The 15,260-nt window shown below is 46.4% G+C and carries 15 protein-coding genes; all 15 read left to right on the top strand.

Annotated features, from left to right (window positions below; translation table 11 throughout):
• Nucleotides 1-10 precede the first annotated feature (10 nt).
• The 15 genes from modA to moaA all read left to right on the top strand — a co-directional run bounded on the left by modA (nucleotide 11) and on the right by moaA (nucleotide 15,132).
• The gene (modA, locus tag MHH57_RS17570; RefSeq protein ID WP_029515517.1) at nucleotides 11-865 is read left to right on the top strand and encodes a molybdate ABC transporter substrate-binding protein; all 855 of its coding nucleotides are present in this window, start codon (nucleotides 11-13) and stop codon (nucleotides 863-865) included.
• Entirely contained in the window at nucleotides 862-1,539 is a 678-nt protein-coding gene (modB, locus tag MHH57_RS17565) for a molybdate ABC transporter permease subunit (protein WP_029515516.1), read from the top strand. Before modA ends, modB begins: the two co-directional genes overlap by 4 nt.
• 197 nt (nucleotides 1,540-1,736) lie before the next feature.
• Nucleotides 1,737-5,411 carry a nitrate reductase subunit alpha gene (locus MHH57_RS17560; protein WP_029515515.1) on the top strand — a complete coding sequence of 1,225 codons (3,675 nt, stop codon included), beginning with the start codon at nucleotides 1,737-1,739 and terminating at the stop codon, nucleotides 5,409-5,411.
• Nucleotides 5,401-6,978: a nitrate reductase subunit beta gene (gene narH, locus MHH57_RS17555; RefSeq protein ID WP_028542275.1), complete on the top strand. Its 1,578-nt coding sequence runs from the start codon at nucleotides 5,401-5,403 to the stop codon at nucleotides 6,976-6,978. Before MHH57_RS17560 ends, narH begins: the two co-directional genes overlap by 11 nt.
• Nucleotides 6,971-7,537, top strand: coding sequence for a nitrate reductase molybdenum cofactor assembly chaperone (gene narJ / locus MHH57_RS17550; RefSeq protein WP_029515514.1), 567 nt, complete (start codon nucleotides 6,971-6,973; stop codon nucleotides 7,535-7,537). The genes narH and narJ overlap by 8 nt, the downstream gene beginning before the upstream one ends.
• On the top strand, nucleotides 7,537-8,220 hold the full coding sequence (narI, locus tag MHH57_RS17545; RefSeq protein ID WP_029515513.1) for a respiratory nitrate reductase subunit gamma: 684 nt from the start codon (nucleotides 7,537-7,539) through the stop codon (nucleotides 8,218-8,220). Before narJ ends, narI begins: the two co-directional genes overlap by 1 nt.
• A 45-nt stretch (nucleotides 8,221-8,265) precedes the next feature.
• Nucleotides 8,266-8,718, top strand: a complete 453-nt coding sequence (locus MHH57_RS17540) for a GAF domain-containing protein (RefSeq protein ID WP_029515512.1) — start codon at nucleotides 8,266-8,268, stop codon at nucleotides 8,716-8,718.
• A complete protein-coding gene (locus tag MHH57_RS17535) occupies nucleotides 8,719-9,783 on the top strand; it encodes a sensor histidine kinase (RefSeq protein ID WP_029515511.1) in 1,065 nt (354 codons plus the stop codon).
• A gap of 7 nt (nucleotides 9,784-9,790) precedes the next feature.
• Nucleotides 9,791-10,438, top strand: a complete 648-nt coding sequence (locus MHH57_RS17530; protein ID WP_023989699.1) for a response regulator transcription factor — start codon at nucleotides 9,791-9,793, stop codon at nucleotides 10,436-10,438.
• 7 nt (nucleotides 10,439-10,445) lie between these two features.
• Complete coding sequence (locus MHH57_RS17525; RefSeq protein ID WP_049816887.1) at nucleotides 10,446-10,991, top strand: hemerythrin domain-containing protein; 546 nt, start codon at nucleotides 10,446-10,448, stop codon at nucleotides 10,989-10,991.
• A gap of 166 nt (nucleotides 10,992-11,157) precedes the next feature.
• Complete coding sequence (locus MHH57_RS17520; protein WP_029515509.1) at nucleotides 11,158-12,312, top strand: nitrate/nitrite transporter; 1,155 nt, start codon at nucleotides 11,158-11,160, stop codon at nucleotides 12,310-12,312.
• A complete protein-coding gene (locus MHH57_RS17515; RefSeq protein WP_069010503.1) occupies nucleotides 12,305-13,324 on the top strand; it encodes a ThiF family adenylyltransferase in 1,020 nt (339 codons plus the stop codon). The genes MHH57_RS17520 and MHH57_RS17515 overlap by 8 nt, the downstream gene beginning before the upstream one ends.
• A gap of 84 nt (nucleotides 13,325-13,408) precedes the next feature.
• On the top strand, nucleotides 13,409-13,852 hold the full coding sequence (locus tag MHH57_RS17510; protein ID WP_209950133.1) for a molybdenum cofactor biosynthesis protein MoaE: 444 nt from the start codon (nucleotides 13,409-13,411) through the stop codon (nucleotides 13,850-13,852).
• Nucleotides 13,845-14,078, top strand: a complete 234-nt coding sequence (locus MHH57_RS17505) for a MoaD/ThiS family protein (protein ID WP_029515506.1) — start codon at nucleotides 13,845-13,847, stop codon at nucleotides 14,076-14,078. Before MHH57_RS17510 ends, MHH57_RS17505 begins: the two co-directional genes overlap by 8 nt.
• Before the next feature lie 37 nt (nucleotides 14,079-14,115).
• Nucleotides 14,116-15,132: a GTP 3',8-cyclase MoaA gene (gene moaA, locus MHH57_RS17500; protein WP_029515505.1), complete on the top strand. Its 1,017-nt coding sequence runs from the start codon at nucleotides 14,116-14,118 to the stop codon at nucleotides 15,130-15,132.
• Nucleotides 15,133-15,260: the final 128 nt, after the last annotated feature.

Raw genomic sequence — 15,260 nt, 5'->3', positions numbered from 1 at the left:
GCCGAACCAATTGCATAAATTAATTAAAAGTAGCACTGTTTTCGTTTTGGTTATTTCCATCATTTTATTACTTTCAGGGTGCGGTGCGGGGCAACAATCAGCTTCAAATGGTAGCAGCACGGCCCAGAACAACGAGGTCTCCAGCCAGGATTCTTCGAAAAAGGCTGAAACTGTTGAGCTTACCATATCCGCAGCTGCAAGTTTAACGGATGCGCTCAAAGAAATTCAGCATTCATACGAATCAACCCATACAGGCACCAAATTGAATTTTAACTTCGGCGGCTCTGGTGCGCTGGAAAAACAAATTGAGCAAGGAGCGCCGTCGGATTTGTTCCTGTCCGCTTCGAAGAAAAACTTGAAGTCTCTCGTAGATCAACAGTTAATAGAGAGTAATAAACAAAAAACATGGCTGACGAATGAATTGGTCGCGGTTATCCCAGCAGATGGGACGATGGACATTGCGAGTGTAACCGATTTAACAAAAAGAGAAGTGAAGAAAGTTGCGATCGGAATTCCTGAAAGTGTTCCTGCAGGCAACTACGCACAGGAAGCGCTGACGAAAGCGAAGCTTTGGGACACGTTACAGAGCAAGCTGGTTCAAGCAAAAGACGTTAGACAAGTGCTGCAATATGTGGAAACTGGGAATGCTGATGTCGGATTTGTATATAAAACAGATGCATTGACTTCACAAAAGGCAAAAATCGCCTTTGAGGTGGATCCCAAAGCCTATTCACCTGTTGAGTATCCAATCGGAATTATCAAAGGTTCAAAGCACATTCAAGAAGCCGAAGACTTTTATGCATACCTACAATCACAAGAATCTCTGAATATTATGGCTAAGTATGGATTTACCATACCGAAGTGAGCATGCAAGATATAGATTGGAATGAATATTGGCCTCCTATCCGCTTATCGTTGCAGGTTGCACTGTTATCCAGCGTTCTAGTAATCATATTAGGTTTGCTTGTGGCATGGTCCATGTCACGGTTAGGTTTATTTAAAGGGAAAACGGTTGTTGAAACTGTGCTTATGCTGCCCTTGGTACTCCCACCGACGGTTGTTGGTTTTTTACTACTAATATTACTAGGACGAAAAAGCGGGTTCGGACGTTTTGTGGAGCAATGGTTTGGAGAACCTATTATATTCTCGTGGTGGGCTGGGGTTATAGCAGCGGTGGTAGTGGCTTTTCCTCTTGTCTATCGGACACTGAAAATGGGATTGTCTTCTGTTGACCAGGACTTGGAAAACGCGGGACGTTCGATGGGTGCAAGTGAATGGCAGGTTTTCCGGTATATCACCTTTCCTTTAATTTTCCCTTCTTTTAAAGCTGCCTTTATACTCGGTTTTGCCCGCGGTCTGGGCGAATTTGGTGCTACGTTGATGCTTGCCGGAAATATTCCGGGTAAAACACAAACGATTCCGACGGCCATTTATATTGCGGTGGATTCTGGGCATCTTCCTATGGCCTGGGCCTGGACGTGCTCTATCATACTCATTTCTTTTATCATGCTCCTGTTAACGGGCCAAAAGAACAATTAACCTCTTCATATAAGCTTCCTTTAGCAGAGGGAGGCTTTTTTGTATCTTTCGATAGAACGAGGGATTTCCTGTAGCGCTATAGGACATTCCCTAATGGGAACAGCGATGAATGAATTACATAATGAGAGTAAGCGAATGAACCTTCCCATGGAACTTGCGTTGGGATGATTTATTCTAAAAAGGAGTGTTGGTCATCGATGAAAAAAAAATACAACCTCAACTTTTTTAAACCGATCGAAAGCTATTCGGGAAATTGGTCAATCCTTGAGGAAAAAAATAGAGAATGGGAAAACGTGTACCGACAGCGTTGGTCTCACGACAAAGTGGTTCGGACGACTCACGGAGTGAACTGCACGGGTTCCTGTAGTTGGAAGGTTTTTGTGAAAAACGGCATCATTACCTGGGAAAATCAACAGATCGATTATCCTTCCTGCGGTGTAGATATGCCAGAATTTGAACCGCGAGGATGCCCGCGTGGCGCTACATTTTCCTGGTATGAATACAGTCCATTACGTGTGAAATACCCTTATATGCGCGGTAAGCTGTTGCGGCTTTGGCAGGCTGCCATCCAGGAACATGCCAATCCGGTGGAAGCATGGGCAAGCATTGTGGAAGATCCGGAGAAAGCCAAGCTCTACAAAGCAGCTCGCGGAAAAGGCGGTCATGTCCGTGTCGCTTGGGACGATGTCCTGCGTCTGATCTCGGCGCAACTCATCTATACCATTCGTAAGTATGGTCCTGACCGGATCGCGGGCTTTACGCCAATACCGGCGATGTCAATGATAAGCTACGCTTCAGGAGCCAGATTCATTTCGCTTCTTGGTGGACAGATGTTGAGTTTCTATGACTGGTATGCCGACCTTCCGCCTTCATCTCCTCAAATTTGGGGTGAGCAGACGGATGTACCGGAATCTTCTGATTGGTACAATGCGGGTTACCTGATCATGTGGGGATCGAATGTACCACTTACCCGGACGCCAGACGCTCATTTTATGACGGAAGTACGTTATAAGGGGACAAAAGTTGTATCAGTGGCTCCCGACTTGGCGGAGAATGTGAAGTTCGCTGACAACTGGCTTGCACCACATCCGGGTACAGATGCTGCTGTAGCCCAGGCTATGACACATGTTATTCTGGATGAGTTTTACAAAGAGCGCCAAGAACCGATGTTCATTAACTATGCCAAACAATATACAGATATGCCGTTTATGATTCTGCTTGATCCGCACGAGGGAGCCTGGAAAGGTGGACGTTTCCTACGGGCGAGTGACCTTGGAGATGCTTCGCAGCATGCGGACTGGAAGCCAGTCATATATGACGAAGCAGCGGGGGAAATGCTGGTTCCGAACGGTACGATGGGACAGCGCTGGGAGCAGGATAAGAAATGGAACCTGATTCTGGAGCGGGAAGACGGAACAAAGGTTGAGCCCGCACTCACTGTGGAAGGTCATGGCGAGCAATGGGAAGAAATCGTATTCCCTTATTTTGATAACGCAGGTAATGGAACGTTCAAACGTGTAATTCCAGTCAAAAAAGTACGCTTGGCAGATGGCTCGGAACGTTACGTAGCAACCGTGTACGATTTGATGATGAGCCAGTACGGTGTCGCACGCAATGACAGCTCTCATAACGCCAAGAATTATTACGACGAAGCTTCGCATTATACCCCTGCCTGGCAGGAGAAGATCACAGGTGTGAAGGCGTCTGTTGTGGTACAGATTGCTCGGGAATTTGCCCAAAATGCTATCGATACCAAAGGGCGCTCCATGATTATTATGGGTGCGGGTATCAACCACTGGTTCAATAGTGACACCATCTATCGGTCCATCTTGAACCTTGTCGTGTTGACGGCTTCCCAAGGTGTAAACGGGGGAGGCTGGGCGCATTATGTGGGTCAAGAAAAGCTCCGCCCAATCGAAGGCTGGTCAACGATTGCCTTTGCAAAAGACTGGCAAGGGGCGGCTCGACAGCAAAATGCTACATCGTTTTTCTACTTTGCAACAGAGCAGTGGCGTTACGAAGAAAGTGGAACAGACACCTTGAAGTCACCGACTGGCGGGGATGTCAGTTACAGACATCCAGCAGACTACAACGTGCTCGCAGCGCGTCTGGGTTGGCTGCCTTCTTATCCACAGTTTAATAAAAATAGTCTGTTGTTCGCCGAAGAGGCAGCGCAATTAGGCAAAAAGTCCAACGAGGAAATCATTAATCATTCTGTGGAAGAGATTAAATCACGTAAGACACGCTTCGCTGTAGAAGATCCTGGGGCAGCCGAGAACTTCCCGCGTTCACTCTTTGTTTGGCGATCCAATCTGATTTCCAGTTCGGCGAAGGGGCAAGAGTATTTCATGAAGCATTTACTCGGAGCATCTGATGCCCTGCTTGCCCGGCCGAACGAGGAGCAGAAACCGGAGGAAATCGTCTGGAGAGAAGATGTAGAAGGAAAGCTTGATCTGATGGTTGCACTTGATTTCCGGATGACGACAACCCCATTGTACGCGGATATCGTGCTTCCGGCGGCAACCTGGTACGAGAAAACGGATTTGTCGTCCACCGATATGCATCCTTTCGTACACCCGTTTAATCCGGCCGTTAATCCACTGTGGGAATCCCGTGCGGACTGGGATATTTACCGCCAGCTTTCCGAAGTCTTTTCTGATATGGCGAAAGAGTACCTGCCAGGTATATATAAAGACCTTGTGACCGCGCCGCTTGCACACGACAGTGTGGGTGAAATTTCACAGCCGATGGGTCTTGTAAAGGATTGGACGAAGGGTGAGATTGAAGCGACCCCGGGTAAAACCATGCCGAATTTCAGCATCATCGAACGTGACTATACTAAAATTCACGATAAATTTATCTCACTCGGTCCGAATTTGACTACTGGGAAAGCAGGTGCGCATGGCGTCAGCTTCTCCGTAGCAGAAGAATATGAGGAAATGAAAAAGTTGAACGGAGTTTATTACGATGAGTCCATTAAAGACGGACTGCCAAAAATCCAGACAGCTCGCCAAGTGGCCAATGCAATTCTTCATCTTTCATCCGCGACTAATGGACGGGTGTCGCAAAAGGCTTATGAGCAGGCAGAAGAGCTTCACGGTGTTGAACTTAAAGACATCTCGGCTGATCGGGCAGCGGAAAGAATCACTTTCCAAAGTATCACGGCACAGCCTCGGGAAGTTATACCGACACCAGTATTCACTGGATCGAACAAGAAGGGACGCCGCTATTCACCATTTACAACGAATATTGAACGTCTCGTTCCGTTTCGTACTTTGACGGGAAGACAGCATTTCTATATTGATCATGAGATTTTCCAACAATTTGGAGAATCATTGCCGATCTACAAACCGACGTTGCCACCGATGGTGTTCGGTCCTCGGGATCGGGAAATAAAAGGCGGACAAGATTCACTCGTGCTTCGCTATCTGACACCGCACGGTAAATGGAATATTCACTCCACCTACCAGGATAACCAGCACATGCTTACGCTGTTTCGTGGAGGTCCTACCGTATGGATCAACAATGAAGACGCAGAGGCGCACGATCTTGCTGACAATGACTGGGTAGAGGTATACAACCGTAATGGCGTCGTAACCGCCCGGGCCGTTGTCAGCCATCGGATGCCAAGAGGGACTATGTTCATGTACCATGCTCAGGATAAGCACATTCAAGTGCCAGGCTCTGAAATCACGGATACACGCGGCGGTAGTCATAACGCACCAACAAGAATTCATCTCAAACCAACCCAGATGGTCGGTGGATATGCTCAGCTTAGTTATGGATTCAACTATTATGGTCCAATCGGCAACCAGCGTGATGTGTACGTTGCGGTACGTAAAATGAAGGAGGTTAACTGGCTTGAAGATTAAAGCTCAAATTGCCATGGTCATGAACCTGGATAAATGTATTGGCTGCCATACGTGCAGCGTGACATGTAAAACAACCTGGACGAACCGCAAAGGTGCGGAATATATGTGGTTTAACAATGTGGAGACTAAACCCGGTATCGGTTATCCGAAGCGCTGGGAAGACCAGGAATTATATAAAGGCGGCTGGCAGCTCCGCAAAGGGAAATTGGAATTGAAGTCAGGCAACAAGCTGTCCAAGATAGCACTGGGTAAGATTTTTTACAATCCAGACATGCCGGAAATGAAAGATTATTATGAGCCCTGGACTTACAATTACGAGCAACTGACCAACGCTGGTGAACAGAAGCATTCACCTGTGGCACGCGCGCACTCTGCGGTAACGGGTGAAAAAATGGATTTGGAGTGGGGTCCAAACTGGGAAGATGACCTGGCGGGTGCGCATGTAACTGGTCCGCTTGATCCAAATATTCAGAAAATCGAAGAAGAGATTAAATTTAACTTTGAGAAGTCGTTCATGGTTTATCTCCCACGGCTTTGCGAACATTGTTTAAATCCGAGCTGTGTCGCGTCCTGTCCTTCAGGTGCTATGTACAAACGGGACGAGGACGGAATTGTGCTCGTGGATCAGGAAGCATGTCGCGGCTGGCGGTATTGCATGACGGGCTGTCCATACAAAAAAGTGTACTTTAACTGGCAGACGAACAAAGCGGAAAAATGTACCTTCTGTTTCCCACGTGTGGAAGCAGGCCTGCCGACAGTCTGCTCCGAGACATGTACAGGACGAATTCGCTACCTCGGTGTTATGCTGTATGACGCGGATCGGGTGCTTGAGGCCGCTTCTACGCAGGACGAGAAAGAGCTTTATAAGGCGCAGTGTGACCTGTTCATGGATCCTAGTGATCCGGCAGTGATCGCTCAAGCGAGAAAAGACGGCATCTCGGAGGACTGGATTGAAGCAGCGCAGAACTCGCCGGTCTACAAGCTTGCCATTGAGCACAAGCTGGCATTCCCGCTTCATCCGGAATATCGTACATTACCTATGGTCTGGTATGTTCCACCACTTAGCCCGATCATGAATTACTTTGAAGGGAAAGACTCGATTGAGAATCCCGATATGATTTTTCCGGCTATCGAAGAAATGCGTACCCCTATTCAGTACCTTGCCAATATGCTGACGGCGGGCGACACCCAAACCGTGAAGGAATCCTTGCAAAGAATGGCTATGATGCGCTCCTATATGCGTGCTCAATCCACAGGACAATCTTTTGATGAAAGCCGTCTTGAGCGCATTGGCATGACACCTCGGCAGACTGAGCAGATGTATCGGCTTCTGGCGATTGCCAAGTATGAGGATCGTTTCGTCATTCCAACGTCGCATAAAGAAGGATATTCGAATCCGTACCGGGCTCAAGGATCTGCGGGTTACGGCGATACCATGGGAAATATGGGTTCAGGATCTGGATGTGACGGCTGTAGTATGGCAAGTTCAATGGGGATGGAAGAGCCTTTGAAAACGGGAAAAGAAATGTATGAAGAAAACTTCTACGGGGGTATTTGGCGTGATTAATGTAGCGAAGCTGTATGAATGCAAGCCATCATTCGGGTTTTTCGCCCAACAACTCATGTACCCGGAAAAGCTGGATTTTCATCCGGCTTTTCTGGAAGCATCGTTTGATCCAAACCATCCGGCATATACGTATGCGAACACCTACTGGTCCCTTATGCAAGAGTTCAGTATGGAAGAGATTCAGGAAATGTATACAGAAACCTTTGATTTTCAAAAAAATTGTGCACTATATATGACTTACTTCAAATTCGAAGATGCAAAAGAACGGGGACAAATGTTGGTCAAGTTAAAGGTGCTATACGAGATGTATGGTCTTGAAATGCCAGATGGTGAGCTGCCAGATTACCTTCCGCTCATGTGTGAATTTCTGTATGCCGCCGAATGGTCGCAAGATCCGAAGACGACAGAAAACTTCCGCATGCCAATCGCGATCCTGGAAGACGGCACATATCATTTACTTAAAGCGCTGGAGAAAATGGAAAGCCCGTATTTTCATCTGGTCAAGGGACTGCGCGAAACGCTTAAAGCATGCGTAGAACAGGAGGCAGCTGCGCAATGATGATGCTAGAGCAGTTTTTATGGGTTATTTTCCCTTATATGTGTGTGGTCGTCTTTATTGTAGGGCATATTTTCCGCTACAGAAATGATCAGTTCAATTGGACAGCGAAATCAAGTGAGTTTATTGAAAAGAAACAATTGATGATCGGAAGTCTCTTATTCCACCTGGGTATTATCCCGGTTATTATGGGTCATGTATCCGGTCTGGGCATACCCAAAACCTGGATGCATGCACTGGGTGTAAACGATCATCTATATCATATTGGAGCAGTTTATATTGGTGGAATATTTGGAGCGATGACGTTCCTCGGTATGTTGATTCTTACCTCTCGTCGATTTACAATACGCAATGTGCGCCATTTAAGTACGGCGTCTGATTTGATAGTAAACGTATTGCTTTTGGCCATTGTATGCATGGGGATGTTTGCGACTCTCGTAACGAATGCGGTACAGCCAGAATTCGATTATCGAGAGACGATCTCAATCTGGTTCCGCGGTTTATTCGTATTCCGTGTCGACCCGACACTGATGAGAGACGTACCGATGTCCTTCAAGCTTCATATTCTTATGGCCTTTGCGATTTTTGCATTCTGGCCGTTTACCCGGCTTGTACATGTGTGGAGTGTTCCGTTGAATTATGTGCGCAGAAGTTATATCCTTTACAGAAGACATAAATCGAATTAGGAAAGCGGGCTCTGCCTTCTTTCCTAATTCTATTAGGAGAGAGCGATGAATAATAGGATGGATTATCAAAGGGAGCTTGAGCGAATACGCGAACATTTCGGTTATGATTTCATGGCGCTTGCTCTGGTTGAACCGGCCGAATATCAATACGTAATTAAATGGAAAAATGCAGCCGGTAATTTAAATGATCGCTTTAAGCGAATTGTACTGCAATCCGGAAAGGGCATAGCAGGAGTCGTGTTCAAAACTGGGAAATCCGTTTTCATTCCATCTGTTCATCAATATGTGGGGGCAGACAACCTGTTTAACTACCCGATCGTTCAATCCGAGAAACTCAAGAGTCTCGGGGCTGTTCCCCTATGGAATGATGCTCGCGTCGCGGGCGTACTGCTTGGTGGATTTCGGGAAGAACTGCTGATGACCGCAGCCATGATGCGTGATTTGGAAGCTTTGGCGCATAGGGGATTTGGAGAGTTGAACGGGAAGGAAGTGATGTAATTGACATTATCTGTAGGGACTGGCTCTTTGAATGCGCTAATGGTGAAGTTGTTTGAGAACAGTACAGAAGCCATTTTCTTTTTTGATGGGCAAGGGAACACCCTAGCTATGAACCCGGCAGCGGAGGAGATTGTGAGCGATGACGTCCTCATTCAACTCTATGAAGGGAAGGAAAAAGCTTTGTGTGGAACATGCAGGGGCTATACAAGCGAAACGGAGCCCCGTACCTGCCTTGATTGTTATTTCAATATGCCAGAATCCAAGGATTTCGCTTCTTTTCAGGTATATCTGGAAACAAAGAGCAACGGAATGATCCCCTATGCCGCTTCTTTTCACACCATTGATTCTGAACATGGAACAAGGGTGTTGATGTTGAGGGACTTGACTCCGCAATTTCAGACGCAGGAAAAATTGTATCAAAACAAAATGATGAAGCATGTCATTGAAGCGCAGGAAAATGAGCGTAAACGGCTTTCCAGGGAACTGCACGACAGCGTCGCCCAGGAATTGATGAGTGCGGTTGTTGAGCTGCGGGTGTTAAAATACATGACGAATGATGAACAGCTCATCAAAAACATGAAGCAGACTGAAGCATCCATGACGCGATTGCTGGATGATATCCGCAACCTGTCTGTGGAACTACGCCCCGCCACACTTGATGATTTTGGGCTTGAAGCGGCATTTCGTTCCCACTTTAAGAGGGTTGAACAAAGCTTTGGTCTTGTCGTTGAATTTGTGTCGGATCTTCCCCAAAAGCGATACGGAAGTGAAAAGGAAACGGTCATTTACCGTGTCTGCCAAGAGGCTGTTCTCAATGCCTTAAAATATGCCCAGGTAGACATGGTTAAAGTTTCTTTGACTGAGCACGATCATACGCTTCGTTTGACTGTAGAGGACGATGGAATTGGCTTTGAAAAGGGGAGCCAGCCTATTGGAACGGGATTAGGTTTATATGGCATGCAGGAGCGAGCAGAGCTGGTAGGCGGAAGTTTTGGCGTCCTATCAAATGTGGGTCAGGGAACCAAAGTCTTTTTGCAAATTCCGATTGGCCAAGAGGAGGAATAGAGACTTGATCAAAATTGTGTTAGCGGATGACCATGCTATTGTACGAAGCGGATTTTCCATGATTTTGAACTTCCAATCGGATATGGAGGTTGTCGGAACGGCTGCGGATGGCATTGAAGCGTATACGATGGTAGCTAAATATCGTCCGGATATTCTAATCATGGACCTCAGCATGCCCCCAGGCGAAAGTGGATTGATCGCCACAGGCAAGATTAAAGAAGACCACCCTGATACTAAAATTCTGATTTTGACCATGCATGACGATGAAGAATATCTTTTTCATATTTTAAAGAATGGTGCTTCAGGATACGTTTTGAAAAATGCTCCAGATGAGGAGCTATTACTTGCCATACGAACCATTCATGGGGGTGGGACTTATATCCATCCTAAAATGGCTACTTCTCTCGTTCGTGAGTTCATCAAAAAAGATACAACGTCACAATCAGAAGATCCTTATGAGATCCTGTCCAAGCGGGAACTGGAGATTCTGCCTCTGGTCGCAAAAGGTTACGGTAACAAGGAAGTTGCGGAAAAGCTGTTCATCTCTGTCAAGACGGTGGAAGCAAATAAAGCGAAGATCATGGAAAAATTGAATTTAAGAAGCCGGCCTGAACTGGTCCAATATGCATTAAAGAAAAAAATGCTGGATTTTTAGCCGATGAATGGAGGAAATCCGCGTGCTGGAAAATGAGAAACTGCGCTTTTCCAAACCTGCCATGCGTATTCTTGAAAATGAGCATCGATATCTAACATATCTGATGGATGAATGGCATGCCATTGTATTGTGGTTTGAGCAGCACAGAATACTAGATTTGGAAGAAGGCCGCAAGCAACTGGAAAAACTGAGAATGCAGATTCTCGACTTTAGGGTACCCCTCAAGAAACATACCGAAAAGGAAGAAGAACACTTCTTTTCTATGCTAGGAACCTACATTGGTTTTGAGCAGGGACCGCTCGTCGGTATACAGGAGGAGCACCGTGAAATAGAGGGCTATATCGATCATTTTCTTCATCAGACGGAGGGCGATTTGAGTTTGCTCACGCTTGATGACATTCAAGAGGCAGCCAAGAACGCGGGAGAGGCCTTTGAAGTGCTGACTGTACATTTTATAAAAGAAGAAACTGTACTTTTTCCTATGGCAGAGCAACAGATCAATCGGAATGATCTAACCAAGTTATGTGACAAATTAAATACACTTATCTCTTAAAAAGACCAAGCCGCTTCCTATAGAAGCGGCTTTTTTATATTTTCAGGGAGTCCCCTGTCGGGTAAAGGGGAGTCCCCTATATTCGAACAGATCGGCTAGCGGCTACAATGGGGACAGAAATTCAATTTAATAATTCGACAGAAAAAACGTTGAAAAGGTGAGTTAAATGATTAGAAAAATGCAGTTACCGTTACAAACATTGAACTTGATTCTTGGATTCATGGTATGGGTTATCATTTCTTCGCTTATGCCGTTCATTACGGAGGATATTGCTATTCCGCCCGGAAAATTGGCCATGGTCACGGCGATTCCGGTCGTGCTTGGTTCGATTCTGCGCATCCCGCTTGGTTATTATGCCAACATCTTCGGAGCAAGAATCGTTTTTCTCGTTAGCTTTATTTTGCTTTTGTTTCCCGTCTACTATATCAGTGAAGCTTCTACGATGACGGATTTAATTATTGGTGGCTTGTTCCTTGGGATTGGAGGAGCTGTGTTCTCGGTTGGGGTGACTTCGCTGCCGAAGTATTATCCAAAGGAAAAGCATGGGTTTGTAAATGGAATGTATGGTATAGGAAACTTGGGAACAGCCGTCACTACCTTCTCGGCCCCTATTGTGGCTACCCAAATCGGCTGGGCCCCTACAGTGAAGCTGTATCTCATTCTGCTGCTTGTTTTTATCGTTTTGAATTTCTTCTTTGGGGATCGTCATGAAGCTAAAGTGAAGACGCCCATTATGGAGCAGATCAAAGGGGTTTATAAAAATGAGAAGCTTTGGTTTTTCTCGCTCTTTTATTTTATTACATTTGGCTCATTTGTAGCGTTCACGGTGTACTTGCCGAATTTCCTGGTATCAAATTTTGAACTGACCAAAGTGGATGCAGGGATGCGTACAGCTGGCTTTATTGCGATTGCTACTTTCTTCCGCCCTATCGGTGGCTGGCTGGCGGATCGGTTTCAGCCTCTGTTCCTGCTGGTAGGCACGTTCTCTGTTTATACGGTCGCTGCGATTCTTTTGGCTTTTTCACCAGGGATCACCCTTTATACAGTAGGCTGCTTGGCGATCGCTGTATGTGCTGGAGTAGGGAATGGCGTCATCTTCAAGCTAGTTCCATTTTATTTTAATAAACAAGCAGGTATAGTTAACGGAATTGTATCCATGATGGGCGGTCTCGGTGGCTTTTTCCCTCCGATCTTGTTGTCGACGATTCATGCCGCTACTGGCCATTACTCCATTGGATTCATGCTGCTCTCCCAAGTGGCGCTGGCTAGCCTGATCCTCGTCATATGGCTGTATTATCAAGGGACACAATCTAATGAATGAGCGTTATTCCAGACAGATCTTATTTAGACCCATTGGTGGCGAAGGGCAGCGTAATCTATCCGCTGCTGTCGTCACCATTATCGGTTGCGGGGCACTGGGTTCTGCCATCGCCGAAACACTGGTAAGAGCGGGCGTTGGGGAGCTCCATCTTGTTGACAGGGATTACGTAGAGATGTCGAATCTGCAACGTCAGCAGCTGTTCACGGAGCAGGATGCCGCGGAAATGCAGCCCAAGGTTATGGCAGCCGAAAAAAGGCTGAAAGCCATACGAGAAGACGTGCGCTTGCACACATATCTCGATAATTTAGATGCTGAGCTTGTTCTAGAACTTGCCAGCAAGAGTATATTACTGATGGATGCTACGGACAATTTCGAAACTCGTCTGCTGATCAACGATGCTGCACTGAAGGCAGGAATTCCATGGATTTATGGAGCCTGTGTTGGAAGCACAGGCGTTGTTTTTCCATTCGTGCCGGGCGAGTCAGCTTGTTTACGCTGCCTTCTGCCATCGCTGCCTGCGATCAATCAGACCTGCGATACGGCTGGAATCATCTCACCCGCAGTCCAGGTGACAGCCGCCCTCCAATGTGCAGAAGCCATGAAGTGGCTGAGCGGCGGACGTGATAAGATGCGTCGCAAGGTTCATCTATTTGATCTATGGGAGAACACGCAGATGGACATAGGGATTTCCCGCATCCGTAACCAAGATTGTCCAGCCTGTGGAGAACATCCTACGTTTCCTGCACTGACAGCATCACGTCGCTCGGCGTATGCTGCTCTGTGCGGACGGAACGTGGTACAGGTTCTTCCAGACCCACAACGTCCGATCACGCTCGATGATGCAGAAAAAATGGGCAGGCTTATAGCAGATCGTGTAAAAAGAACCCCTTATTTCGTTGAATTTTATGCTTTTAAGCATCGAATGATTTTATTCAAAAACGGAAGGCTTCTCATACACGGTGTACGGAGTGTTGCCAACGGTCAAAAACTATATCATCAGCTGTTCGGTTAAATGAGATATAGATACAAAAAGCAGAAATATTTAAAGAGTCTGTCACCGGAGAGTGGATTGTCCGGGGGCTGGAAGGTGGAAAAGATGAGTGTATTTGAAATCGTGACGGAGCCCATTATCCCGCAGGGTTATGCGGATTATGTCCTAAGGCCGGAAGCAGGAGCGGTGACTATTTTTACAGGGCACGTACGAGAATGGACTCAAGGCGTACGGACCTTATACCTTGCTTATGAGGCCTATGTCCCCATGGCCCAAAAAAAACTCACAGAGATTGGTCGCGAAATCGAACAGAAATGGGAAGGGACGCGAGTGGCAATCGCGCACCGCATTGGCAAGCTTCAAATCGGTGATATCGCCGTTGTCATTGCCGTTTCTTCACCTCACCGTTCGGATGCGTATGAGGCAAATGAATACGCGATCGAACGAATTAAAGAAATAGTTCCTATTTGGAAACGAGAGATTTGGGAAGATGGAACGCAGTGGGTCGGAGATCAAAAGAAAAAGCCGGGGGAGATCAGTCATGATTAAGCTGTACTACTTTGCGGGACTCCGTGAGGTGACGGGAAAAACAGAAGAATTGGCAGATTTGGCGGGCCAAACGGTAGGCGATTTATCCAATTGGATAACAGATCAATATCCAGATATGCCGATCGAGTCTGTGCGAATTGCGATAAACGAGGAGTATGCGTTGTCTACGGATGTATTACAGGATGGAGACATTGCAGCCTTCATTCCCCCAGTCAGCGGTGGCTAATAATAACGATGCTAAACAACTAGAAAGGAGAGGGCGTATGAATTTTTATCCACTGAAAGACACGTTGCAGCGGCCAATTCGTGACCTGCGTATATCGGTTACGGACCGCTGCAATTTCCGTTGTTCCTATTGCATGCCCAAAGAAATATTCGGTGACGATTACGCCTTTCTTCCTCAAAATGAATGTCTGTCGTTTGAAGAGATACACCGGCTAACGAAGCTCTTTGTATCCCTGGGTGTAAAAAAGATCCGACTCACGGGCGGCGAACCATTAATGCGCAGGAATCTATCCGACCTGGTCTCCCAAATCCTGTCCATTGACGGAGTGGAAGATATCGGCTTGACCACCAATGGTGTGCTGCTAGGACAGCAGGCTAAGCCTCTCTATGACGCGGGGCTACGACGGCTTAATGTCAGTCTGGACGCTCTGGACCCTGAGCTATTTGGGCGATTGAATGGGCGGGGGATTAAGCCTGATTTTATTTTGAAGCAGATCGAATATGCAAGAGAAATCGGCTTTGAAATCAAGGTCAATATGGTCGTTCAAAAAGGCGTTAATGACTCGGAGATTTTGCCGATGGCCGCTTATTTTAAGGAGCAGGGAATAACCCTTCGCTTTATCGAGTTTATGGATGTAGGGAATGACAACGGATGGAGCTTCAAAAAGGTACTAACCAAAAAACAAATTGTTGAACGACTTAAGAATGCGTACGAGCTGGAGCCGATGGATCGGGATTACTTTGGAGAAGTGGCAAAACGTTACCGTTATAAAGACAGCGACGCACAGATTGGTTTTATTACTTCGGTTTCTGAATCATTTTGTTCGTCTTGTACACGCGCCCGCTTATCGTGCGATGGCAAGTTTTATACATGTTTGTTTGCTTCAGGCGGATTCGATTTACGCCAGATGCTTCGTAATGAAGCGGATGACCAGGAACTACTCGATGTGATTACTTCAGTATGGGAACAACGTACAGACCGGTATTCCGATGAACGTACGGAGCAGACAGCTAACAACAAAAAAAAGATTAACATGTCCTACATTGGCGGATGACATTTTATACCATGATAGTGTGTTGTATTTGATGTGGTTGCTCCGAAAAAGAAAGCGCAAACATTTTTGTTGGCAAAACTTAAATTCGATGTTATTATGATTTTGGGATTGTTACTGAAAAGGCAAAA

The organism is Paenibacillus sp. FSL H7-0442, assembly GCF_038593105.1.
GTDB classification, from domain to species: domain Bacteria; phylum Bacillota; class Bacilli; order Paenibacillales; family Paenibacillaceae; genus Paenibacillus; species Paenibacillus polymyxa_D.
This window is presented reverse-complemented; position numbering and strand designations above follow the sequence as displayed.